General features: G+C 72.9%; 20 protein-coding genes. 9 read left to right on the forward strand and 11 right to left on the reverse strand.

Translation table 11 applies throughout. The annotated features are described in order from the left end of the window. Positions 1-3 precede the first annotated feature (3 nt). The gene (locus ABFX46_RS16370; protein ID WP_346043043.1) at positions 4-510 is read right to left on the reverse strand and encodes an NUDIX domain-containing protein; all 507 of its coding nucleotides are present in this window, start codon (positions 508-510) and stop codon (positions 4-6) included. 140 nt (positions 511-650) lie between these two features. On the opposite strand from ABFX46_RS16370, the gene ABFX46_RS16375 reads away from it, so the two are divergent. After that, positions 651-929, forward strand: a complete 279-nt coding sequence (locus ABFX46_RS16375) for a PGPGW domain-containing protein (protein WP_346043199.1) — start codon at positions 651-653, stop codon at positions 927-929. Between the two features lie 110 nt (positions 930-1,039). On the opposite strand, the gene ABFX46_RS16380 is transcribed toward ABFX46_RS16375, so the two are convergent. Together ABFX46_RS16380 and ABFX46_RS16385 are read right to left on the reverse strand one after the other, a co-directional pair. Further along, positions 1,040-3,895, reverse strand: coding sequence for a GmrSD restriction endonuclease domain-containing protein (locus ABFX46_RS16380; RefSeq protein ID WP_346043045.1), 2,856 nt, complete (start codon positions 3,893-3,895; stop codon positions 1,040-1,042). 38 nt (positions 3,896-3,933) lie between these two features. Then, positions 3,934-5,904, reverse strand: coding sequence for a serine/threonine-protein kinase (locus ABFX46_RS16385; RefSeq protein ID WP_346043047.1), 1,971 nt, complete (start codon positions 5,902-5,904; stop codon positions 3,934-3,936). Positions 5,905-6,575: 671 nt separating this feature from the next. Between ABFX46_RS16385 and ABFX46_RS16390 the strand changes: the two genes are divergently transcribed. The 3 genes from ABFX46_RS16390 to ABFX46_RS16400 all read left to right on the forward strand — a co-directional run bounded on the left by ABFX46_RS16390 (position 6,576) and on the right by ABFX46_RS16400 (position 8,881). Continuing rightward, complete coding sequence (locus ABFX46_RS16390; protein ID WP_346043049.1) at positions 6,576-7,391, forward strand: SGNH/GDSL hydrolase family protein; 816 nt, start codon at positions 6,576-6,578, stop codon at positions 7,389-7,391. 115 nt (positions 7,392-7,506) lie between these two features. After that, on the forward strand, positions 7,507-8,079 hold the full coding sequence (locus tag ABFX46_RS16395; protein WP_346043051.1) for a TetR/AcrR family transcriptional regulator: 573 nt from the start codon (positions 7,507-7,509) through the stop codon (positions 8,077-8,079). Continuing rightward, positions 8,069-8,881: an amidohydrolase family protein gene (locus ABFX46_RS16400; protein ID WP_346043053.1), complete on the forward strand. Its 813-nt coding sequence runs from the start codon at positions 8,069-8,071 to the stop codon at positions 8,879-8,881. The genes ABFX46_RS16395 and ABFX46_RS16400 overlap by 11 nt, the downstream gene beginning before the upstream one ends. A 15-nt stretch (positions 8,882-8,896) precedes the next feature. On the opposite strand, the gene ABFX46_RS16405 is transcribed toward ABFX46_RS16400, so the two are convergent. Next, entirely contained in the window at positions 8,897-9,925 is a 1,029-nt protein-coding gene (locus ABFX46_RS16405) for a lysylphosphatidylglycerol synthase domain-containing protein (RefSeq protein WP_346043055.1), read from the reverse strand. 255 nt (positions 9,926-10,180) lie between these two features. Here ABFX46_RS16405 and cqsA point away from each other — a divergent pair, with 255 nt between their 5' ends. Further along, a complete protein-coding gene (gene cqsA, locus ABFX46_RS16410) occupies positions 10,181-11,332 on the forward strand; it encodes an alpha-hydroxyketone-type quorum-sensing autoinducer synthase (RefSeq protein WP_346043056.1) in 1,152 nt (383 codons plus the stop codon). 3 nt (positions 11,333-11,335) lie between these two features. On the opposite strand, the gene ABFX46_RS16415 is transcribed toward cqsA, so the two are convergent. From ABFX46_RS16415 to ABFX46_RS16430, 4 genes are all read right to left on the reverse strand, one after another. After that, positions 11,336-12,235, reverse strand: a complete 900-nt coding sequence (locus tag ABFX46_RS16415) for an oxygenase MpaB family protein (protein ID WP_346043057.1) — start codon at positions 12,233-12,235, stop codon at positions 11,336-11,338. Between the two features lie 316 nt (positions 12,236-12,551). Continuing rightward, positions 12,552-13,742, reverse strand: coding sequence for a thiolase C-terminal domain-containing protein (locus ABFX46_RS16420; RefSeq protein WP_346043058.1), 1,191 nt, complete (start codon positions 13,740-13,742; stop codon positions 12,552-12,554). 99 nt (positions 13,743-13,841) lie between these two features. Next, a complete protein-coding gene (locus tag ABFX46_RS16425; RefSeq protein ID WP_346043059.1) occupies positions 13,842-14,900 on the reverse strand; it encodes a threonine aldolase family protein in 1,059 nt (352 codons plus the stop codon). A gap of 47 nt (positions 14,901-14,947) precedes the next feature. Further along, a complete protein-coding gene (locus ABFX46_RS16430; RefSeq protein WP_346043061.1) occupies positions 14,948-15,511 on the reverse strand; it encodes a hypothetical protein in 564 nt (187 codons plus the stop codon). A 549-nt stretch (positions 15,512-16,060) separates the two neighbouring features. Here ABFX46_RS16430 and ABFX46_RS16435 point away from each other — a divergent pair. Then, the gene (locus ABFX46_RS16435; protein ID WP_428831267.1) at positions 16,061-17,512 is read left to right on the forward strand and encodes a helix-turn-helix domain-containing protein; all 1,452 of its coding nucleotides are present in this window, start codon (positions 16,061-16,063) and stop codon (positions 17,510-17,512) included. Positions 17,513-17,517: 5 nt separating this feature from the next. Here the strand turns inward: ABFX46_RS16435 and ABFX46_RS16440 are convergent, their stop codons facing one another. Further along, on the reverse strand, positions 17,518-18,249 hold the full coding sequence (locus ABFX46_RS16440) for a histidine phosphatase family protein (RefSeq protein WP_346043063.1): 732 nt from the start codon (positions 18,247-18,249) through the stop codon (positions 17,518-17,520). A gap of 124 nt (positions 18,250-18,373) precedes the next feature. Here ABFX46_RS16440 and ABFX46_RS16445 point away from each other — a divergent pair, with 124 nt between their 5' ends. Beyond that, complete coding sequence (locus tag ABFX46_RS16445; RefSeq protein WP_346043064.1) at positions 18,374-18,739, forward strand: hypothetical protein; 366 nt, start codon at positions 18,374-18,376, stop codon at positions 18,737-18,739. Between the two features lie 154 nt (positions 18,740-18,893). Beyond that, complete coding sequence (locus ABFX46_RS16450; RefSeq protein ID WP_163058206.1) at positions 18,894-19,301, forward strand: hypothetical protein; 408 nt, start codon at positions 18,894-18,896, stop codon at positions 19,299-19,301. Positions 19,302-19,342: 41 nt separating this feature from the next. Here ABFX46_RS16450 and ABFX46_RS16455 read toward each other — a convergent pair whose 3' ends face one another. Next, on the reverse strand, positions 19,343-20,107 hold the full coding sequence (locus tag ABFX46_RS16455; RefSeq protein ID WP_346043065.1) for a nuclease-related domain-containing protein: 765 nt from the start codon (positions 20,105-20,107) through the stop codon (positions 19,343-19,345). Between the two features lie 277 nt (positions 20,108-20,384). Here ABFX46_RS16455 and ABFX46_RS16460 point away from each other — a divergent pair, with 277 nt between their 5' ends. Further along, a complete protein-coding gene (locus ABFX46_RS16460; protein ID WP_346043067.1) occupies positions 20,385-23,084 on the forward strand; it encodes an ATP-dependent RNA helicase in 2,700 nt (899 codons plus the stop codon). Here the strand turns inward: ABFX46_RS16460 and ABFX46_RS16465 are convergent. Continuing rightward, entirely contained in the window at positions 23,071-23,820 is a 750-nt protein-coding gene (locus ABFX46_RS16465; protein ID WP_346043069.1) for a TetR/AcrR family transcriptional regulator, read from the reverse strand. The genes ABFX46_RS16460 and ABFX46_RS16465 overlap by 14 nt on opposite strands. Positions 23,821-23,911 lie beyond the last annotated feature (91 nt).

Here is a 23,911-nt window from a genome sequence, read left to right on the forward strand (position 1 = left end):
ACCTCAACCGGGCTTGAGGTCAAACCCGGCGATGACCCTCCGGAGCCTGGGCGACATCTCGTCCGGTAGCCCGTCCAGGGGGAACCAGCGCGCCTCGAGGATCTCCGCCGCGTCCAGGTCGAGCCGCCCGCCGACGACCCGCGCCTCGTAGTAGGCCTCGACCCGGTGCCGGAAGCCGCTCGCGAGCCCCAGCGGAGGCCCGGGGACCTCCACCTCCAGGGCCGTCTCCTCCCGCACCTCGCGGGCGACCCCGTCTTCCAGCCGCTCCCCGGCGTTGACGTACCCGCCGGGCAGCCCCCACGCGCGGTACGCCGGCCACAGCCGGTGCCGCAGCAGCAGGATGCGCCCCCGCTCGTCCCGGACGACCCCGCCCGCGTACACCAGGAACGTCCGGTGCCGGAACCGCGCGAGCCGCCACTGCGCCCGCCCGCCGAGCCGCTTCCACACCGGTGCGGCCCACGCCCCGAACCGCCCGCGCACCCGGCGCCCCACGCCGAACGGGATCTTCACCCACGAAATGCTAGCGGCCGCCCGGACGGCCTCCGGCCCCCGCTGTGGCCCTGCTCACATCCCGCCGGATCGGGATCTCGGACGCCACCGCCGTTCGTCCCACACACAAGTCCACGACGGGGGAGGACGCTGTGACGACGATGGAACGTGCCACGCCGGACGCGAGGCCCCGGCACCGGGCCCACGTCCGCCTGCTGCGCAAGATCGCCGTCGCGGTCGCCGGCTCCGCACTGATCGTCGCGGGCGTCGCCATGCTCGTCCTGCCGGGCCCCGGCGTGGTCGCCATGCTCGCGGGCCTCGGCCTCCTCGGCACCGAGTTCCCCACCGCCCGCCGCCTCAGCACCCGCCTGAACACCCACGCCAAATCCGCCTGGCACAGACTCCGCACCACCCTCCGAGCCAGGACGGCGAAGGACTAGGACGGCACCGCTCAGCGCGGGAAGTGCCTTTCCTCTCACCGAAGGCGGCTCACCGCGGCAAGCCCGCCGCTGCGTGGTGGGCTTGCCGCATTTCGGACGGCCGTGTGATCTCAGAGCTTGTAGCCGGATTCGGTGAGGCGGTGGGCGGCGCGGGCTCGTTCCTCCTCGGGGAAGAGGGCGGCGAAGCGGGGGTCGGCGACCTGGGCTTCCACGGAGAGGTCCAGGCGGCCGCGTTCGTGAAGGGCCGTGAACCCGTCGGAGATGTGGGGTGAGGCGAGGAGGCGCTTGGCCGCGTCCACGCCGCCGTGCTCGGTGACCATGCTCAGAAACGCGGACGCGTTGTAGTCGGCTTCGGTCTTCGTGCGCGTGTAGAGGAGCAGCATCGCGCTGTGGAACTCGGCGGCGAGGCCGGAGATGTCCGGCTCGGTGACGGGGGCGTCCGCCGGAGGCCGGGCGGTGCCGACCTGGTCCATGAACCAGTCGAGCGCCTCGATGAAGTACTTGGCGCCGTCGCCGGAAAGGGCGCTGATGGGGAAGTTCGGGCGCTTGTCCAGGCGGTTCTCGGGGAGGGTGACGCCGTCGATCCGGTTGAGCCGCCGGCGGAACTCCTCGCGGAGCGCCGTGTCGTCGAACGGGGGACGCTTGGCCAGGTGCTGGAAGACGACCTCGACCGCGGCACCGCGAGGGTAGAAGACGACCGGCCAGATCCAGCCGCGGGCGTCATTGGGGTCCTCCAGCCACGGGTAGCAGCTCGTGTCGGTCTTGCTGCTCCCGAAGTCGAGATTGCCGCCCTTCTCCGTCCAGTGTTCGAGGACCTGGGCCGTCAGCTCGACGGTCTCGTCTCCGTGGACGGAGAGCTGGTCCTCGAACCGGCCGAGGAGCGCGTCGAGGTCGTCCTCCGAGCCCTCGGGGGTGTCCATGCCGATGAGTTTCGCGAGGGACTCGGCGGTGAGGCGCTGGGCGGTGTCGGCGGCGCCGCCGTCGGAGAACGTCACGCCCTCCGCCTCCAGGACGGCGCGGGGCGTCTCGGCGCGGCCGTCCGCCCAGCGGAACGAGGGCGACACCGTGCCCTCGGACGTGAGGACCCGGTGCGCGTTCTCCAGGCCGGGGCGGGACGCCATGTAGCTTCCGATGCCGGCGGGATTGGAGCCGATCACGGTCGCCAGGTCGCCGAACGTCGTCCACGAGCCGGTGGGGAGCTCGGCGAGCAGGCGCCGCAGCAGGACCCAGGTGCGGCGCTCGTCCTCGAGGTCGGAGCCGCCGGGGAGCGGCGCCGGCCAGAGCGCCGCGCAGCGTTCGGTCAGCGCCTCGGCTCTGGCCAGGATCTGCGCCTTGCCCCAGCGGGGCGCGTCGGCGATCTCGCGGTTCATGTGCAGCGCGCTGGCGTCGAAGATCTCCTGCTTGCGCTGGAACGGGTGGTTGGAGAGCTTCGAGTTGTCGCCCGTCAGGGTGAGGTTGCCGAGGGTGTGCAGGAGCTCGGCGTGCAGCTCGGCGGGCCCGTCCTCGTCGGTCACCTCGGTGGACAGGAGATCGAGCCAGTCCTGCGTGGCGGTCTGCGGCATGACGTGCTCGATCGTGAGCTTCGCCGCCGCGAAGTCGACCGGCTCGCTCGACTCGTGGCTCTGCTCCAGGCGCTTGAGGACGAAGAAGCGCTGGTTCGGGCGGCCCGACCAGTAGAACGGCCTCGTCCGGACGGCGGTGCGGAGCTGGTCGTCGGACGGCCAGTACCGGCGCTCTCCGGAGAGGTAGCGGTGCACGGCCTCGTCGATCGGGCGGTCCGCCTCCAGTTCCTTGGGCGCGCTGTTGAGGATGCGGTTGAGGTTGTTGGTCGGTATCCCGGCGATCATCCGGCGGACGAGGAAGCTCTCGACGAGGCAGAGGGCACGGGCGACCTGCGCGGCCGTGGTCTTCCCATGGTCGAGGAGGTCGAGCATGTGCAGGGCGATCGGGAAAGTGATCTGCCCGCCCCATTCGTGCAGCCGCAGCAGCGCGGCGCGGAGTTCGGCGTCCTCTTCCCTGGCCGGTTCGATGACCCGCATGAGGAGCCGGCCGCGCCGGTACAGTTCGGCGATCTCGCCTTCCAGCGCCTCTTCGCCGCCTTGGTGGACGATTTCACTGAGACGCCGCTGCTGGGCGCGGTAGATCTCGCTCTGCTTGGCCCGGTAGTCGCCGCGGATCACCAGGTCGAGCCAAGCGAGAAGCTCCAGGTTTTCCGCACCGAGTTCCTGCTGCATGGGCAGCCAGATCTTCGTGTAGACACGTTCGCCGATGGTCGGCAAAAGCATGAAGACGTAATTGCGGAGCAGGTCGGTCTGGCTGAGCTTGACGCCGGTATTGTTGAGCGACTCGAAGATCCGGTACACGTTGTCGCCGTGCTCGGCGGTAATCTCCACGACGGACAACCGACTGCGGACAACGGTCTCCAGCCGCTTGAGCGCCTCCACGTCGCCGTCGGGGTCGTAGTCGATCAGCGCCTGCTTGAAGAAGCGGTAGGCGGCCCCGATGCCGTCACTTCCGCCGGCGCTCGCCTCGCTCTCCATGCACGCGGCGAACGCCTCGCGGTCGGCCTGCGTGGGCAGGAGGCGGAAATGCTCCAGGCCGTCGCGGTACTCATTGACGAGGTACTGCTTGTGGATGCGGCCCGCCTCGCGCGGCGAGATCTCCTTGAGGCGGTCGCGCAGCGCGCAGCAGGCGAGCATGAGCGTCGTGAGCCGCTGCTGCCCGTCGACGACCAGCCACCGCTGGATGTCCCCGGCCGACATCGTGCCGGGCGCGAGGACGACCGAGCCGATGAAATGCGCCGGCCGGTCCTCCCCGGCCGCGATGATCTCCGCGTGTTCGAGGACGTCCGCCCACAACCGCGCCCATTCCCGCTGCCCCCAACTGTAGGTGCGCTGGTACAGCGGAATCTGGAACTGCTTCTCACCCTCGATGAGCTTGAAGAACGCGACTTCATGAGCCTGCATGGGGTTGCCTTTCCGAACGGCGTGCTATGAGATGAACGCTAGTAGGGGCGCGTAATCGTGCCAGTGTTGCCCCAGTCGCGATACGTCGCAGAGTAGAGGGAGTGGACGACGTCGGTCGGTGTGAGAGATGTCCACAAGTCGATGTCGAGTCTTTTGGGCAGATGCGAGCGAGTAGTGACGAGGGTATAGTCGATCTTCGTCTCCATCGCAGTGAAGTCCCTGTAGAAGGGAGCCACCGGGCCGCTGGATGCGAGTGGGGCGATGGGAGCGCGACCGCGATACGTCACGGTTCCCGAATCGGCCTCTCTCTTCAAGGATGAGCTGTGGCGCAGGAGTTCGAGAATGTTGTAGGGCGAGGACACCCACCGGACTTCTGTGGCCATCCAGACGTGCGAGTTGTTGTCCTCGCCCTCGGGATCATTCCGTGTGGAGTAACAGACCGTAGGGGCATCCCGCAGGTAGCCGCAGTTACCTACGAGGATGACTCGCGCCTCGAAGTCGTCGCCGGTGACCTCGTCCCCAATGGGATTGCGGACTGTCAAGTCATAGTTCGTGCTTCGCCCTGACTGGTAGTGCAGTCGTCCTTGGGCGTTGAATGAATCGTCGCTCTGCGATCTGCTGCCCTCTGCCGTGAAGGCGGCGGTCATGCTCGAGGCGACCGCTGCTCCGACAGCGGCGGCGACCGCTGAGGGGGTCGTGGGCGGGTCGCTGCGGGACACCGCCGGCGGTGCCTGCCGGGTGCGGGCGGTCGATAGCGGTGGGGTGCTCGCAGGGATGGTCGCGGCCGCATTGGGGCGTTCGTAGAAGTCACCGGCGATGGCCATCGCCACGGTTGCCGCGAGCAGGGTGGCCGCGGTGAGCGCACCTATCGTGAGAGCCGCGCGGTGGAAGACCGGGCGTTCGGTGGAAGCGTTCGGTGGCGGGAGTTTGACGGTCGTCCAGCGGGTGGTGCGGTCGTTGGTGAGGGTTTGGTCGTCGGCCATCGCGAGGGCGTGGCCTTGGGCCAGGGCTTCGGGGGCGGTGATCGGGCCTTGGGAGTGTTCCAGCAGGCGCAGCAGGATGTCGCGGCTGTGCGGGCGTTTGGCCGCGTCCTTGTGGAGGGCCTGGGCTACCAGGTCGCGTAGGGGGCCGGTTAGGCCGCCGAGGTCGGGCTTGCCTTTGACGATGCGGTTCATGACGGCGGGGATGGTGTCCTGGCCGTAGGGCGGGCGGCCGTTCGCGGCGTAGGCGATGGTCGCGCCCCAGGCGAAGACGTCGGCGGCGGGAGTGACGGTGTCGCCGGCGAGCTGTTCCGGGGCCATGTAGGACGGTGTGCCGATGACCGTGCTGGAGGCGGTGACCGTGGCGTCCAGGAAACGGGCCACGCCGAAGTCGATGACGCGGGGACCGTCCGGGCCGACGAGGACGTTGCCGGGCTTGAAGTCGCGGTGGACGATGCCGGCCTCGTGGATCGCGGCGAGGGCCGTCGCCGTTCCCACCGCGAGGCGGTAGAGCGCCGGCCCGCTCTGCGTGCCCTTCTCCGAGACGAGTTCGCGGAGGGACGGGCCGTCGATGAATTCGGTGACGACGTAGGGGAGGCCGTCGTCCTCGCCGGCGTGGACGATCTCGGCCGTGCAGAAGGGGGCGACCTTGCGGGCCGCCGAGATCTCCCGGAGGAAGGCGTCGCGGGACCCGCCGCGGTCGTGCAGGACCTTCAGCGCGACCCGGCCGCCGGTCGCGTCCTCGGCGAGGTAGACGACGCCCTGGCCGCCCTCGCCGAGCCGTCCGATCAGCCGGTGACCGCCGACCGCTTCGGGATCGCGAGAGGTCAGCGGCCTGCGGCCGGTCATACCCGACCGCCGCGCCGGTGTGCCGACGAAGGATGCACGACGGAGGCCGCCCTTCCTGGAGTGCGCGGCGGCGGGGGTGCCGGGAGCCCGTGGAGAGCCCGGCCTCCGCCCGGTTGCCGGGCGACCGCCGTGCGCACGAGGACACGCCACCGAGAACAGCGCATGCGTGAACTCGATCAACGCGCAGACTAGCACCGGGCCCGAGGTTCGGAGCGGAGGTTGCCGGGTTGCGGCCCAGCAAGACGGGATCTTTGGGGATATGGCCGCTAGTGGCCGTGTGTCGGCGGCGGGCGATGCTCGTGCTGGTCAGCGCGGTGATGGCGGCGGGCGTGCGGCAGTGATGTTGTGAATTCGATCAACGTTGCCTAAGTCCGGCGCTGGGTCACTCGAATGTCGCTACCGCGGAGCTGGGCCTGCGCGTCGTGCCGCTCGGCGGCCCCTCCTCGGGTGAAAGATCGCCGTTGCGGTCCGTGCGCGGGATGGCATGGTCCGCCTTTCCGAGTATGTCGGCCGCCTTCTCGGTGTCGCCGACCAGGCGGGCGCCCGGGAGGCCATGCTCGTCCACGGTATTCCGGGACGATAGCGGGCCCTTCGCGTCCCTTGGAGGCGGTCGGGCCTTGGCGGGTCGGTGGTGGGGCTTGACCTAAGGGGGCGGTGTGATTTCTGTGGCTGGCGGGATTTGCTGGGTAATGGTTGTTATATCCTGTGTCTTGACGGCTGAGAATTCCAGCTTATTTCGGATTTCAACGGCGAATTATGACAAAGTGAGTTGATCAGATCCGGAGCTTGGGGGAATGGCCGGGCGGGTATAAGCGGAGCGGCACAATTCGATACGACGCTCCGGAGTGCAGATGCGTCTTTCCCGCCCCTGTCTGGCCGCTCTCGGCGCGGCGACCCTCGCCGCCACCTCACTGCTCTGGTCCGGTTCCGCCGCGGCGGCCGGTACGAGCTACGTCGCACTCGGGGACTCCTACTCCTCCGGCACGGGGGCCGGAAGCTACGACCCGGGCAGCGGGTCGTGCAACCGCAGCGCCAACGCCTACCCGAACCTGTGGGCGGCGGCGCACTCGACGTCGTCCTACAAGTTCGTGGCCTGCTCGGGCGCGACCACCGCCACCGTCGCGAGCGGTCAGCTCGGGGCGCTCAGCTCGTCGACGACGCTCGTCAGCATCACGGCCGGGGGGAACGACGCCGGGTTCGCCGACGTGATGCAGACCTGCGTCCTGTACTCGACCTCGACCTGCCAGAGCCGGGTGGCGGAGGCCAAGAGCTACATGACGAACACGCTGCCCGGCCGGCTCGACTCCCTCTACGGCAAGATCCGCGCGAAGGCGCCGTCCGCGCGCGTGGTGGTGCTCGGCTATCCGCACCTGTACAAGATCGTCGATGTGTGCGTGGGGCTCAGCAACACCAAGCGCACCGCGCTGAACGGCGCCGCCGACACCCTCGACGGCGTCATCGCCAAGGCGGCGGGGCGTGCCGGGTTCACCTGGTCGGACGTCCGCGACGAGTTCGCCGGCCACGAGCTGTGCTCGGGCGACGACTGGCTCAACGCGGTGACGATCCCGATCGACTCGTCCTACCACCCGACGGCGCTGGGCCACCGGCTCGGCTACCTGCCCGCGCTGACGGGCTCCGCCGGCCTCGCCCTCCAGAACCAGACCTGACCGGTTCCCGCCTCCGGCCCCGGCCGCGCGCCCACCCCGGCGGCCGGGGCCGCGGCATGCCCGGGGCGCCCTGAGGTTGACAGAACATTGTTCTAGGCTGCCAGAATAATGTTCTGTGACCGAGGTCGGGCGGGAGAGAGTGCTGCGGGCGGCGCTGGAGCTGTTCGGACGGGACGGCGTCGCCGGGACGACGCTGAGCGCGCTCCGGGCGGCGAGCGGCGTGAGCGTCGGCAGCTTCTACCACCACTTCGCGGGCAAGGAGCAGGTGGCGGAGGCGCTGTTCGTCGAGTGCATCACCCTGTACCAGGACGCGTTCCTCGCCGAGTTGAAGGCCCACGACGGCGCGCGCGAAGCGGTGACCGGCGTCGTGGCGTTCCATGTGCGGTGGTGCACGGAGCATCCCGCCAGGGCCCGGTTCATGTTCACCGAGCGTCCGGTCGCGAGCACTGCGAGGGCCGAGCGCAACCGGATGTTCTTCCGCGAGGTGCGCGCCTGGTGGCGCGTCCAGGCGCGCCATGGCGCGCTGAAGGATCTGGACGGCCTGACCGCGTTCGTCCTCTGGCTCGGCCCCGCGCAGGAGTTGTGCCGGCTGTGGCTGAACGGTGAGTGCCCCGAGCCGGACGGCGGGCAGGTCGAGTCGCTGAGTGAGGCCGCGTGGCGGTCGGTGGGAGGCACGCATGGTGATTGACGCATGGATGCAGCACGGCACGGTCCGGTTCCTGCAGCACGAGATGCTGGACTCGCTGTGGCGGTGGCTGGGGAGCAAGGCACCGGCGGAGGAGGTGCCCGTCGAGACGACCGTCGCAGCCATGGACACAGGGGGAGTGGACGTCGGCCTCATCAGCGCCTGGTACGGACCCGAGGGCGACCTGGTGAGCAACGATGAGGTCGCCTCGTTCGTGGAACAGGCACCAGACAGGCTCATGGGCATCGCCTCGGTCGATCTGCGCAAGCCCATGGAGGCCGTGCGTGAGCTGAGGCGGTGCGTGCGCGACCTCGGCTTCAAGGGGCTCCGCGTCGTCCCGTGGCTGTGGGAGCTGCCGCCCACCGACCGCCGCTACTACCCGCTCTTCGCGGAATGCGTGGAGCTGGGCGTCCCCTTCTGCACGCAGGTCGGCCACACCGGTCCGCTGCGTCCGAGCGAGACGGGGCGGCCGATCCCGTACATCGACCAGGTCGCGCTCGACTTCCCCGAACTCGTCATCGTCGGAGGGCACATCGGCTACCCGTGGACGGAGGAGATGGTCGCCGTGTGCCGCAAGCACCCGAACGTCTACATCGACACGTCCGCGTACACGGTGCGCAGGTATCCGCCGGAACTCGTCCGGTACATGGCGCAGGACAGGAACCACAAGGTCATGTTCGGCACCAACTATCCGATGCTGACCGCCGAGCGGGCGCTCAAGGGCCTGGACGACCTCGGCCTGAGCGACCCGGCCAGGGAGGCGTTCCTGTCCGGCAACGCCGCGAAGGTGTTCCGCATCTCGTGATCTACAACGTAAAGGTCACCGGCGGAGCGTCCGGCAGGACACGAGCCCGAGCGGGACGGGCGCCCAGAACGTGACCGCGCGGAACAGCAGGACGGCGTGCAGCGCCGGGCCCGCCTCGATGCCCAGGGCGGCGAGCGCGGCGACGAGCGCGGTCTCGGTGGAGCCGACGCCGCCGGGCAGCGGGACGGCGGCGCCGGCGGCGGCCCCCACCAGGTAGGCGGCGACGAGGGTGAGGAGGTCGGCGGGGCCGGCCGCCGCGGCGGGGACGGCGAGGACGCTGAGCGCGAACGCCACCCCGAGGGCGAGCGTGGTCCCGGCGGACGCGGCCAGGGTGACCAGCAGGTCGCGCGGGCGGCGGCACAGGTCGGTGAAGCCGGCGACGGCCCGCCCGACCGCGGCCGAGCGCGCCGCGCGGCGGCCCCACAGCACGGCGGCGGGCAGCAGCACCCCGCCCGCGACGAGCAGCGGGAGGGGCGGCAGCAGCCCGGCGGCGTGCGCGGCGTGCTCGCCGAGGGCGTCCAGCATCCGGCCGTTCCCGCCGCCGAGGGCGAGGACGGCGCCGAGCAGCAGCAGGTCGGCGGGGGCGCCCGCCACCTGCAGGACCGCGACGGCGACCGCGGCGCGCGGCAGCGGCAGCCCGCGGCAGACGAGGTAGCGGGTGTTGACGGCGGCGGCGCCGAGGCCGCCCGGGGTGATCCGGTTCGCGGCGGACGCGGTGAACTGCGCGAGCGTGGTGGCGACCAGCGGCAGCGGCCGGCCCGCGGCGCCCCGCAGGGCGATCGCGGAGAACACGTAGTGCAGCAGGCACAGCAGGATCAGCGCCGGCAGGAACTCCCAGCGCATGTGGCCGAGCGCGGACGCCGCCGGGCGCAGCGGCCCGAGCGTCACCATCAGGGCTGTGGCGGTGCCAGCGAGGAGCACCCCGAGGATCGTCCAGCGGGCCCGGTGGATCCGCTGGACGGCGGGAGGCGGGGCGGTGCGGACGCCGGGCTCGGGGAGCTCGGCGGGCACCGCCCGTTCGGTGCCGGCGGCGATCGTGTTCACACCCCACTGTTCGCTGACGGGAATGAAGAACGTGTGACCGGCTGATACCCGCTGAGGCGAACGATATGGGACGTTTCGCCTGGTGAGTCGGGAAGCCCGGACGGCGTCGAGGGCGCCGCCCGGCGACCGGCGCGGCACGGCGCGGATATTTCCGCGGCGGTGCCGCGGGTTGGTCCCCTGCCGAGATTCTTTTCACCCTATGATTAGAAGTCGCTACAGGAAGTGACGATCATTTGACCGGGGAGGGTGACGACCATGACCAGCGCTCACCAGCGGCTGGGCGAACGCATCAGGGTGTTCCGGGGGACGCGGGGCGGGCGCCGCCCGCTGCCGGCCAAGGCCCCCGGCGACCGGGCGATCGTGCTGACCTGTAGCGACTACCTCGCGCTGGCCGAGCATCCGGCGATCACCGAGGCCATGATCGCCAGCCTGCGGGACGGGGAGGCCGCGGCGCCCGCGCCGGGCCCGTGCCTGCCCGACGACCACCCGCAGATCCTCCTCGGCGAGGAGTTCGCCCGGCACCTGGGCGCGCGGGCGGCGGTGCTGTGCCCGTCGGGCTGGGCGGCCAACACCGGGCTGCTGCAGGTGGTCGCCGGGCCGGACGTCCCCGTCTACCTGGACGTCCTCGCGCACATGTCGCTGTGGGAGGGGGCGCGGGCGGCGGGCGCGGAGCTGGCCTACTTCCGCCACAACGACCTCGACCACCTGCGCCGCCGGATCGAGGTGGGCGGCTCCGGCGTGATCGCCGTGGACGCCGTCTACAGCACCGACGGCTCGGTGGCGCCGCTGGCCGACCTGGCCGAGGCGGCCGAGGAGCACGGCTGCCTCCTGGTCGTGGACGAGTCGCACTCGCTCGGCACGCACGGGGAGCGCGGCGAGGGCCTGGTCGCCGCGCTGGGGCTCACCGGCCGCGTCGACTTCCGCACGGCGAGCCTGGCGAAGGCCCTGCCGGGACGCGCCGGCCTGATCGCCTGCGACCGCCCCGGCTTCGCGGACTACTTCACCCACACCGCGCTCCCCGCCGTGTTCAGTTCGACGCTGCCGCCGCACGACGTCGCGGGCCTGGCGGCGGCGCTGAAGGTCGTCCGCCGGGAGGGCTGGCGGCGCGGCCGGCTCCGCGCGGTCACGGCCCGGCTGCGGGACGGCCTGTCCGGCCTCGGCTACCGGCTGGTCGAGTCCGACGCGCAGATCATCGCGCTGGAGGCCGGCTCGGAGTCCGAGGCGACCCTCATGCGGGACGCGCTGGTCGGCCGCGACATCTTCAGCGCGGCGCTGTTCCCGCCGACGGCGTCGGTGGGCCGCACGCTGGTGCGCCTTTCCGCGCACGCGGGGCTGACCGACGGCGACGTCCGCCGGGTCCTCAACGCCTGCAAGGAGCTGCGCCCCCGGATGGCGGCCGCCGTGTGACGCTCACGCGGCGGGCTGGTACCGGTCCTGGCGGGTCTGGGCGCCGATGTAGCGGAGCATGCTGCGCAGGGCCCAGTGGTTGAAGCCGCTGGGCATCATGCGGTAGCCCTGCCGGTTGGCCATCGCCAGCGCGGAGAACCTGGCCTGGTCGAGCGCCGACCAGGGGATGTCGAACCGCTCCCGGACGAGCGGCGGCAGGCAGCCGAACGTGATGAGCCGCAGCGGGCGCTCGATGACGAGGCGTCCGGCGCGGTCGAGGCGCGGGCCGCCGACGGGCAGGATGGTGATGGTCCCGGAGCCGTGCTTGGCGATCTCCAGGGCCCGCGCGGCGGCGGGCGTGAGTTCGAGCGTCTTCGCGCACACATGCCAGAACTTCGACTGGAACGCCGCGTAGTCGGCGGGGACGGGCCGCATGCTGATGCCGTAGCGGGAGTACCAGGTGACGGTCTCGGCGTACATCTGCTCGTGGTCCTCGGCGCTGAGCGTGCCGGGGTGGAACGTCTCGGCGGCCTTGAAGATCTCCCACGTGAACGTGGCGTGCGCCCACCAGAACGTCTCGGGTTCGAGCGCGTGGTAGCGCCTGCCGTGCTCGTCCACGCCGCCGATGGTGCGGTGCAGGTCGCGGATGCCGCGGGCGCGCGTGACGCCGTCCGGCGCGAGGATCGTCGCCCAGATCTGCGGGACGGACCGGTGGATCCGGTCGAACGGCGCGTCGAAGAACGCCGAGTGCTCGCCGACCCCGGCGCCGATGCCCGGATGCATGAGCTGCATCAGCCCGGCCGCCGCCCCGGGCAGCAGCGACCGCAGATCGCCGGCATGCCGCCACAGCAGCGTCCCGGGCACCAGCGGCGCCCGCGCCACCGTCCGGGACGACCGAGCACGAGGCAGGGACGAGGCGGGCATAGCACCTCCAGACCAGCGGCACTTGCCCACGAGCATAGATTCACCGTGAGACAACAGTCAATATTTGTCGCACGCCCACACCGAACCGACCAGGAGCCCCTCACTCCTTCGCGAATGAACCCTCTTGGAGCGGACCCCCGCCACCGGAGCACGGGTCGGGCGGCCGGAGGGCGCTCTAGCGCCCGCAGGTCGCCCGACCCGCCGAGCCGGGCGACCGCAGCGACACCGGCAGACCCGCACGGTCACAACAAACCCGCACAGTGGCGTGAGGATCGACCGGCTCGTGACGGGGGTTCCAGGGGGTCGCCCCCTGGGCTTACACAGCGGGCTTGTAGACGGCTACGGCGCAGGCGCTGCCGAGGCCGATGTTGTGCTGGAGGGCGACGCGGGCGCCTTCCACCTGGCGCTTGCCGGCCTGGCCGCGGAGCTGCCAGGTGAGTTCGGCGCACTGGGCGAGGCCGGTGGCGCCGAGGGGGTGGCCCTTGGAGATCAGGCCGCCGGAGGGGTTGACGACCCACGTGCCGCCGTAGGTGGTGGCCTGGTCGTCGATGAGCTTGTGGCCCTCGCCGACCTCCGCCATGCCGAGCGCCTCGTAGGTGATGAGCTCGTTGGCGCTGAAGCAGTCGTGGAGCTCGATGACGTCGACGTCCTCGATGGAGACCTGGGCCTCGTCCATGGCCTTGCGGGCGGCGAGCTGGGAGACGCCGAAGCCGACGACCTGGATGGAGGAGTGGTCCTCGAAGCTCTGCGGGGTGTCGGTGGCGATGTAGTGGCCGGCGATCTCGACGGCCTGGTCCCACAGGTCGTGCTCGTCGAGGAACCGCTCGCTGACGACGATCGCGGCGCCCGCACCGTCGGAGGTGGGGGAGCACTGCAGCTTGGTCAGCGGGTCGAAGATCATCGTGGCGTTCTTGACGTCGTCGAGCGAGTACTCGGTCTGGAACTGCGCGTACGGGTTGTTGACCGAGTGCTTGTGGTTCTTCCAGCCGATCCAAGCGTAGTGGTCGGGGGTGGAGCCGTACTTCTCCATGTGCTCGCGGCCGGCGTTGCCGAACATCTGCGGCATGGGCGCCTTGTCCAGCTCCCACTCGCGGCCGGCGGTCATGGAGCGCAGGTGGTGGTCGATGATGGTGACCTTGGACTCGCCGACGCCCGCGCCGAGGGAGCCCTTCTTCATCTTCTCCATGCCGAGCGCGAGGGCGCAGTCGGCGAGGCCGCCGCGGACGGCCTGGCGGGCGAGGAACAGCGCGCTGGAGCCGGTCGCGCACGCGTTCATGACGGTCATGACGGGGATGCCGGTCATGCCGGTCTCGTAGAGGGCGCGCTGGCCCATCGACCCGTACATCGAGCCCGCGTAGGCCATCTCGACCTTGTCGTAGCCGATGCCGGCGTCCTTCAGGGCGTTGCCGACGGCCTCCTTGGCCATGTCGGGGTACTCCCAGTCGCGGGAGCCGGGCTTCTCGAACTTGGTCATGCCCACGCCGACGACGAAGGTGCGGTTGGCCATCGGGCTCGCCTCCTGTTACCGAATGCTGTTCGGTCACACGATAACCCGCCGGGCGCCGGGCGGGGCGGGCGCTCCCGATGATCGGGACGAAGCCGCCGGTCAGCCGGTCATCTCGGACGAGAGCGCGGCGGCGAAGGCGTCCACGTCCGCCTCGGTCGTGTCGAACGAGCAGACCCAGCGGACCTCGCCGGTCGCCTCGTCCCAGGTGTAGAAGGGGAACCGCTTGCGGAGCCGGTCGGCGACCTCGGCGGGGATGCGCGCGAAGACGGTGTTCGCCTGCACGGACTGGGTGATCTCCACGCCCGGCACCGCGCGGGCGGCGGACTCCAGGCGGGCGGCCATCGCGTTGGCGTGGGAGGCGTTGCGCAGCCACAGGTCGCCGTCCAGCAGCGCGACGAGCTGCGCCGACACGTACCGCATCTTGGACGCCAGCTGCATGCTCGACTTGCGCAGGTAGTCCACCCCGCGGACCGCGTCCGGGTTCAGGACGACGACCGCCTCGCCGAGCAGCAGCCCGTTCTTGGTGCCGCCGAACGACAGGACGTCCACGCCCGCGTCGGTGGTGAGGGCGCGCAGCGGGACGCCGAGGGACGCGGCCGCGTTGGCGATGCGGGCGCCGTCCATGTGCACGGTCAGGCCGCGCTCGTGCGCCGCCGCCGCGACCGCCGCGGTCTCTTCAACCGTGTAGACGGTGCCCAGCTCGGTGCTCTGGGTGATCGACACGACGGCCGGCTGCCGCCGCTGGATGTTGCCGAACCCCGTCGCGTGCGCGGCGACGAGGCCGGGCGTCAGCTTGCCGTCGGGGGCCGGCACCGTGACCAGCTTCAGCCCGGCGATCTTCTCGGCGGCGCCGCACTCGTCGGTGGTGATGTGCGCGGACTCGGGGCACACGACCGAGCTCCACCGCTCCGACATCGCCTGCAGCGACACCACGTTCGCGCCCGTTCCGTTGAACACCGGGAACACCTCGGCGCGGTCGCCGAAATGCCGCCGGACGACGTCGCGGAGCCGGCCCGTCACCGCGTCCTCGCCGTAGGCGGGCTGGTGCCCGTCGTTGACCTCGGCGAGCGCGGCGAGGATCTCCGGATGGACACTGGCCTGGTTGTCGCTGGCGAATCCGCGCACGGCGGAGGGACGGTTCTCGGGCGGGTGAGTCATGCGTCCATTCTCGGGGACGCCGGCGGCTCCCGTTCCCGCCGCCGCCCCTAGGCCGGGCGGTCGGTGATGTTCTGCACCGGGGCGGGGGCGGTGTCGGCCGGGGGCTCGGCGGCGCGCAGCGCCATCCGGGCGCGCATGGCGTCGAGGTCGTCGCCGAACCTGGCCACGGTGGACTGCAGGTCGCGCCACAGCCCGGTGCGCTGCTCCAGCTGGGCGACCTTGGTGCGCAGGTCGCCGATGCGCCGCTCGGCGGTCTCCAGCCGGGTGCGGTTCCCGGCGGTGTCGCGGCCGGTGCGGATCAGGCTGGTGGCGACGGCGGCGAGGTCGCGCTCGGTGTCGTCCATGCGCTCGTCGATGCGCGGCAGCAGCCGGTCGTTGAGCTGCCCGACGAGGGAGTCCAGTTCGGTGCGGATCGTGCGCAGTTCGGCGTCCTGGTCGCGGACGGCCTGCTCTAGACTCGCCACGCGTTCGAGGTAGGAGGGCAGCAGCCGACCGAGCTCCGCAGACCGTTCCAGATCTCGTCCCACCTTGACGAGAAGGCCCATGCCCTCGCGCAGATGGCGCTCCGCCTCGGCGGCGGCGCGGCGGACGAGACCCGGGATCACGGTCATGGCGCTCCCTCCAGGGGCCGGTCGGTGGATTCTCCTTAAACTGTAGGCGAACCGGCCGTGAACGTTTTGTGAACCCAGAGGTTTATTTCTGGGAGCGGGCCCGCTTCCGGGCGGCCGGTGGACGCTCCGTCCGCGCCTGCGGTGGCGGGCTGCAGGCGCACAGGCCCCGGCGGACGATGAGCCAGGCGCGCTCGGCGGTGTAGTCCGCCGCGCTGAGCGCCGGTCGGACACGGTGGCAGGTCAGGCAGAGCATGCGGTGTTCGTCCTCCCCGTGAGGCCGGGAGCCCCCCGCGCCCGGTGGGTCCTTGCCCGCCGCCCCGCGCGCATTCCCCCCGGACGCGCGACGGGGCGGCGGGACCCACAGGATGGCCCTTCGTCTCCCAGCCGCCGGCAACGCTACGGGCCCGCACGTTGCATGCACGTTGCGACCATCCGATCACGGACCGTGTCCCGATCCGGCCGTGCGGGATCCGCCGAATCGGTTGCGCGGAACCCGCCGGTGGGCCGATCCTCGGACCGGCCGAAAGTTCTCTCCGGGGGAAAGGACTGATGGTGGTGCGCGATCCGGTGGCCGTCCGTCCGTCCATCTCCGCGTCGTGGCGCCGCTCCCGGGACGCCGGCGTCGACGGCGCCATCGAGGCGGCCCCGCTGGCGTTCGACCGCGACTCCCTCGCCGACGCCCGCGGCGCCCATCCGCTGCGGCCGCACCTGCCGCTGCTGGAGGCGCTGCTGCACCGGGTCGCCGACGAGACCGAGCACCTGATGGTGATCACCGACGCGGACGGGCACGTGCTGTGGACGCAGGGCCCGCCCGCCGCGCGCCGCGCCGCCGAGGCGATCGGGCTGACCGAGGGGTTCCGGTGGGCGGAGGACGCCGTCGGCACCAACGGGATCGGCACCGCCCTCGCCGCGGGCCGGCCCGAGTACGTCTACGCCGCCGAGCACGTCGCGCACGTCCTGCACCGCTGGTCGTGCGCGGGCGCGCCGATCATCGACCCCGACTCGGCGCGGGTCGTCGGCTGCATCGACGTCAGCGCGACCGTGGCGGCGCTGCATCCGGCGACGGTCGCGCTCGTCGCCGCCGCCGCGCGGCTGGCCGAGTCCCGGCTGGAGAACGAGATGCTGGTGCGGGACGAGCGGCTGCGCGAGCGGCTGCTGCCGCACCTGCGCGGGCTCGGGGAGGCGGGCCTGCTGGTCACCGCCACCGGCCGGGTCGTCGCGGCGGGCGCGGCGGGGCTGCGGGGCCTGCGGGTGCCCGCGCCCGAGCCCGGCGGGACGGTCCCGCTGCCGGACGGCCGGGTCGCCGTCGCCGAGCCGCTCGGCGAGGCGTTCCTGCTGCGGCTCGCCGACCGGGTCGGCGCGCGTGTGCTGCCCGTCGCGGGGGCGCGCGAGGCGGCGGTGCGGCCGGCCGCCGCGGACGGGCCGCTGCTGGCGCTGTCGCTGCTCGGCGGCGGGCAGCCGCACGCGCTGCTGGACGGCCGGCGGTTCGACCTGACGCTGCGGCACGCCGAGATCCTCGCGCTGCTCGCCCTGCATCCGCGCGGGCTGAGCGGCGACCGGCTGTCGCTGTACCTGTACGGCGACGACGGCAGCCCCGCGACCGTCCGGCCCGAGATCCACCGGCTCCGCCAGCAGTTCGGCGACGTCGTCCGCGCCCGCCCGTACCGGCTCGGCTGCATGGTCGAGGCCGACTTCCTCACCGTCCGGCGGCTGCTGGAGGAGGGCGACGTCGCGGGCGCGGTGCGGCTGTACGGGGGCGAGCTGCTGCCCCGCTCGGACGCGCCGGCGATCCGCGCGGAGCGCGACGAGCTGGCGGTGCGGGTGCGGCGGCACGCCCTCGACCGGGGCGGCGCCGACGCGCTGTGGACCTACGCGCAGACCGAGCCGGGGCGCACCGACCTGGAGGCGCTCGAACGGCTCCGCGCGGTCCTGCCGGCGGGTGATCCGCGGCGGGCGACCGTCGCCTCGCGCAGCGACCGGCTCCTCAACGGCGAGCCCTAGCGGCTCTAGGTGGCGGGGGCGCCGACGTCGGCGAGGTGGGAGCAGTCGTTGTAGCAGACGGCCCGGAGTTCGGAGCCGTCGCTGCGCCAGCGGGTGACCGAGGCGTTGGCGACCGGCTCCCGCTCGATCTCCATGACGTCCTTCTCGGTGAGGTCCTCGACCAGGTAGCGGGTCATGACGATGATCGCGTCGTGGGTGACGACGAGGACGCGGCCGCCGGGGGCGTCGGCCTCCAGGTCGCGGTAGAAGCTGCGCAGCCGCAGCGCCAGGTCGGCCCACGACTCGCCGCCGGGCGGACGGTAGTAGAACTTGCCGAGCTGGTGCAGCCGGGCCGCCTCGTCGGGGAACCGGCGCTTGACGCCGAGGGCGGTGAGGCCCTGCAGGACGCCCTGCTCGCGGTCGCGGAGCCGCTCGTCCACCCGCAGGACGAGGCCGCCCGGGTCCTGCGGGGCGGCGTAGGACGTCCGCGCGAGCGCGATCTTCGCGGTGTCGACGGTGCGCAGGTAGGGGGAGGCGATGACGTGCGTCGGGCGCTCGTCCGCCGGCAGCGCGGCGAGCCAGCGGCCGAGCGTCGCCGCCTGGGCGCGGCCGGTGCCCGACAGCGGGATGTCGGCGTCGCGCTCGGAGATGCCGGCCTCCTCGGCGTCGGTGCCGAGCACCGCCTGGTAGGCGAGGTTGCCGGTGCTCTCACCGTGCCGGGTCAGGTTCAGCCACTGCAGCGCTCTCACGCCCGCCATGCTGCCATGCCGCGCGGACGGCCCGTCCCCGCCGCGGTCCGGGCGGTGGGCGGGCGGGGTGCGGGCCGAGGGCGGGCGCGGCTCGATGCGGCTCTGCTCTACAGCCGGTAGTACTCTCGTTGCCGTGACCGACGTCCTGGGCACCGCGATCATCGTGGTGGCGCTGCTGACCGCCGCCTACGCGCTGGTGTCGGCGCTGCGCAACCGGGCGATGGACCTGGGGCACCTGATCGGGCTCGGCGTCCTGGAGGCGCTGCTGATCGCGCAGGCCGCCGCGGCGTTCGTCAAGCTCGGCGGCGGTGAGGGCCCGGACGGCACCGCCACCTTCGTCGGCTACCTGCTCGGCTCGCTGCTCATCCCGGTGGCGGGCGCCGGGTGGGGGCTGCTGGAGCGCACCCGGTGGGGGTCCGGCGTGATCGTCATCGCCGGGGTGGCCGTCGCCGTCATGGTCGTCCGGATGAACCAGCTGTGGAGTGGCACCGGTGTCTGAGTCCGATCGGGCGCGGCCCGAGCCCGTCCGGCCCGAGCCCGCCGAGCCCGACCGCGCCGGGCCCGGGACCCGTGCGGACGGCGGCGCCCGCGCCGGCGCCGGCGCCCGCACGGGCGGCGGGACCCGCCCCGGCACCGCCGCCGGACCGGGGCGGCTGCTGGTCGCCGTCTACGCGGTCTTCGCGCTCGCGGCCGGTGCGCGGGCGGCGGTGCAGATCGCCACCAAGTACTCCGAGGCGCCGCTCGCCTACGTCCTGTCGGCGTTCGCCGCGGCCGTCTACGTCCTGGCGACGGTCGCGCTGGCGCGCGGCGGCCGGACGTCGTTCCGGGTCGCGGTCGCCGCCTGCTCCACCGAGCTGGCGGGCGTGCTGATCGTGGGCACGCTCAGCGTCGCCGACTCCGCGGCGTTCCCCGACGAGACCGTCTGGTCCATGTTCGGGCGCGGCTACGGCTTCGTCCCGCTGGTGCTGCCGGTCGTGGGACTGCTGTGGCTGCGCCGCACCGCCCGCGCGGCCGGCGGGAGCGCGGCGGGCGGTGGGCGCCCTGTGAGCGGCGGCGTGTGAGCCCTCCGGCCACAGGTGTCTTGAGGTGGTGCCGCGGCCGGTCATGCCGCCGCGGACAGTGAGCGGCCGCCGATCGGGAGGGCGTGCACGGCGGCCCGGGTGACGGCCTCGACCTCGTCCGGCGACAGCTCGGCGGTGGGGTTGCGGCGCATCCAGCGGATCAGCTTCAGCGGCGGCGCGAAGACGATGCCGTCCGCGGCGAACGGGGTGCGGACGAGCTGACCGCCGTGCACCGCCAGCACCGGCGTCACCCGCACCGGCACCTCGGCGACGCCGGAGATGGCCAGCGCGGCGGCCTCGGCCCGCGCGGTCAGAGCCCCCACCAGCTTGGACTGGGTGCGGCCGTCGATGAACAGCTTGCCGCCGTGGTGGGAGATCTCCGCGTCCGGGGGCCACGCCTCGTTGTGGACGAGCCACACGCCGCCCGGGCCGACCACGATCTCGTCGGCGGTGCCGTGGCCGGGGACGGTCCGCGCGTGCAGCACCCGGTGCCCGCGCCGCTCCAGCGTGTGGCGCAGCAGCCGGTCGGTGCGCTGCTCGCCGCGCAGCCCGAGCCGCCACACCCGCGTCGAGTGGTACACGCGCCAATGGACGAACACGTCCGCCGCCGCCACCAGAATGCCCATCAGGATTCCGAAAACGGCGTTGACGAGCAGTGCGCACAGTATGACCGTCGCCGTGGCCAGAAATGCGCGGGTCCGCAATCTCCCTTTTCGGCCGCGCTGCCAGAGCTCCTCGTACACCGCCTGAGGCGAGCCGCCGGTGAACGCGGCCCTGTCCCTGAGGTAGATGGAGCTGCCGAACATGCCGAACCTCCCAGCACCTGCGATGACGCCATCATTATGGGGATACCCAAGGCATTGCCGCTACAGTTGCAAGGGTGACTTAAATCAAACTCCCAGGTCACTTCCTGGTCTTGAAATCATTGCTCACCTGGTCTTTCGCCGGGATTGGCGTAGGCTGTTCCGGGAGAAACCGGGAACGCCGAATGAAAGGCACGATGCAACTTCCACGGCAACATTCGGAGCCTTTTTCGGTGCAATGGATTTCCGTCGCGGCGGGCGGGCGCGGCAGACTGGGGCGATGCACCTCAGCGCCGCCGAGAACCTGCCCGTCCGCAGTGCCGTCCCCGCGCTGCGCGCGGCCCTCGGCCTCGGCGGCGGCGATGGCGGTGGCGGCGGCGCGGCGGTGCTGGCGGCGCCGCCCGGCACCGGCAAGACCACGCTCGTGCCGCTCGCCCTCGCCGGGCTCGCGCTCGGCAGCCCGGCCGCCGCCGGGAAGGTCCTCGTGCTGGAGCCCCGCCGCCTCGCCGCCCGCGCCGCGGCCCGCCGCATGGCCTGGCTGCTCGGCGAACGCGTCGGCGGACGGGTCGGCGTCACCGTCCGGGGGGAGAACCGTCCCGGCACCCGCGTGGACGTCGTCACCACCGGGGTCGTCCTGCAGCGCCTGCAGTCCGATCCGGAACTGGCGGACGTCGGCACGGTGATCCTGGACGAGTGCCACGAGCGGCACCTGGACGCCGACACCGCGCTGGCGTTCCTGCTGGACGTCCGCGCCGCGCTCCGCCCGGACCTGCGCCTCGTCGCGGCGTCCGCGACCGCCGACACCGGCCCGTGGGCCCGCCTCCTCGGCGACGCGCCGGTGGTGGAGACCGCGGCGGCGCTGCACCCGGTGGAGACGGTCTGGGCGCCGCCGGACCGCCCCGTCCCGCCGCCGCACGGCCTGCGCGTCGACCCGGCGTTCCTCGCGCACGTCGCCGCGACCGTCCGCCGCGCGGTGGCCGAACGCGACGGCGACGTCCTGTGCTTCCTGCCGGGCGTGGGCGAGATCTCCCGCGTCGCCGGGATGCTCGGCGGCCTGCCCGCCGACGTCCTGCAGATCCACGGCCAGGCGCCCCGCGCCGTGCAGGACGAGGTGCTCGCCCCGTCCTCCCGCCGCCGGGTCGTCCTCGCCACGTCGGTCGCCGAGTCGAGCCTGACCGTGCCCGGCGTCCGCGCGGTCGTCGACGGCGGCCTCGCCCGCGAGCCCCGCACCGACCACGCCCGCGGCCTGGGGTCGCTCACCACCGTCCGCGCGTCCCGCGCCACCGCCGAGCAGCGCGCCGGCCGCGCCGGGCGGGAGGCGCCCGGCGCCGTCTACCGCTGCTGGACGCAGGCCGAGCACGACCGCCTGCCCGCCCGCCCCCGCCCCGAGATCGAGCTGGCCGACCTGACCGGCTTCGCGCTCCAGGCGGCCTGCTGGGGCGACCCCGCCGCGACCGGCCTCGCCCTGCCCGACCCGCCCCCGCCCGCCGCGATGGACGCCGCCCGCGCCGCCCTGCGCGCCCTCGGCGCCGTCGAGGACGGCCGGGTCACCGACCGGGGCCGCCGCCTGGCCGGCATCGGCCTGCACCCCCGCCTCGCCCGCGCCCTGCTCGACGGCGCCGCCGAGGTGGGCCCCCGGGCCGCCGCCGAAGTCGTGGCGCTGCTGTCGGAGCCGCCGCCCCGCTCCGCCGGCGACGACCTGACCGCCACGTGGCGCGCCCTCCGCCGCCAGAACCGCCCCGCCGACGCCCACGCCGCCCGCTGGCGCGACGAGGCCGCCCGCCTCCGCAGATCCCTCACCGCCCCGCCCGCCCCCACCCGCCCGCCCGCGAACGAGGCGCCGCGCACACCGGCCGGCCTCCCCACCGCGGACCCGCCCCCCTGCGGTGAGTATCAGCCTGGTGGCGAGTATCAGCCGGGTGGCGAGTATCGGCCGGGTGATGAGCAAGGGGCCGGTTGTGACGGTCGGCCGGGTGGTGATCGTCGGCCGGGTGGTGATGTGCGCGGGCGGGGGGACGATCGTGTCGCGGGGACGGTGGTGGCGTTGGCGTTTCCGGAGCGGGTGGCGCGGGCGCGGCGGGGGAGCGGGTATCTGATGGCGTCCGGGACGGGGGCCGTGCTCGCCGGCGGGTCGGCGCTCGCCGGGGCGCGGCCCGAATGGCTGGCGGTCGCGGCAGCGGACCGTCCGGCCGGGTCGGCGTCGGCGCGGGTGCGGCAGGCCGTGGTGATCGGCGAGGACGTGGCGCGGGCCGCGGCGGCGCCGCTGCTGGAGACGGCCGACGAGGTCGCCTGGCGGGACGGGGACGTGGCGGCGCGCCGGGTCGAGCGGCTCGGCGCGATCGAACTGGACGCCCGCCCGCTGCGCGACCCCGATCCTGACCTGGTGCGGGCCGCGCTGCTGGACGGGGTGCGCGCCGAAGGCCTCGGGCTGCTCACCTGGACGCCCGGTGCCGTCGCGCTGCGGCGGCGGCTGGCGTTCCTGCGCGGGGCGCTCGGCGAGCCGTGGCCGGACGTCGGCGACGCGGCGCTGCTGGAGCGGGTCCCCGAGTGGCTGGCGGGCGCGCGGCGGCGCGCCGATCTCGCGAAGGTCGACGTCGCGGGGATGCTGCGCGGGCTGCTGCCCTGGGAGCAGGCCAAGCGGCTGGACGAGTACGCGCCCGAGCGGGTCGAGGTCCCGTCCGGGTCGCGGATCCGGGTCGACTACTCGGGCGAGCGGCCCGTCCTCGCGGTGAAGCTCCAGGAGCTGTTCGGGTGGGACGCCGCGCCGCGGCTCGCGGGCGGCCGGGTGCCGCTGGTGGTGCACCTGCTGTCCCCGGCCGGGCGCCCCGCCGCCGTCACCGCCGACCTCGCCTCGTTCTGGCGAGAGGGCTACCGGGCGGTGCGGGCCGAGCTGCGCGGACGCTACCCGAAGCACCCGTGGCCCGAGGACCCGGCCACCGCCGTCCCGACGAAGCGGACCAAGCGGGCTAGCGGGAGCTGATCAGGACCTCGATGCCGTCCAGGACGCGGGCGAGGCCGAACTCGAACGCGCGGGTCGGCGCGGCGGGGGCGCCGTACTCCTGGCCGGCGGCGGTCCCGACCCGGGTGCCGAGCGGGTAGTCGGCCTCGTCCACGAGCGCGTCGAGCACGGGGGCGACCGACTCCCACCACTGCTCGTCGCTCACGCCGGTGCGCCGCTCGGCCTCGGCGGCGGTGACCGAGACGCGGGCGGCGCTCTCGGCGAAGCCGGTGACGAGCGCGACCACCGAGTCCATCTCCAGGTCGGTGAGGCCGAGGCCGTCCACGGCGCGCAGCTCGTACTCGTACTTGCCGAGCGTGCTCGGGCCCATCGGCGGGCGCGCCATGGTGATCTGCAGCAGCCACGGGTGCCGGTGGAACAGGGCCCAGTTGTCGCGCGCGATGTGCTCCAGCCGGGCCCGCCAGTGCGCGTCGCCGGGCGGGGTCAGCTCGCCGAACGCGCGGTCGACCATGACGTCGATCAGCTCGGCCTTGCCCGGGACGTAGGTGTAGATCGACATGGGCGCGACGCCCAGCTCGTCGGCGATGCGGCGCATGGACAGCCCGTCCAGGCCCTCGGCGTCGGCCAGCGCGATCGCCGTGCGGACGATCTCCTCGGCGGTCAGCTTCGGCTTCGGCCCGCGCCTGGGCGGCGCCTGGACGCCCCACAGCAGCTCCAGGCTGCGTTTCGGGTCGCCGCTCCCGCTGTACTCGGTCACCCTCCGATCCTTCCAGGGATGAAACTCTGTACGACGTACGTTATATTGCCCGCGATGGTAAATCCGTACGACGTACATAGTTTGGAGGGCG

Source organism: Actinomadura chokoriensis, assembly GCF_039529475.1.
In the GTDB taxonomy this organism is placed as follows: domain Bacteria; phylum Actinomycetota; class Actinomycetes; order Streptosporangiales; family Streptosporangiaceae; genus Spirillospora; species Spirillospora bangladeshensis.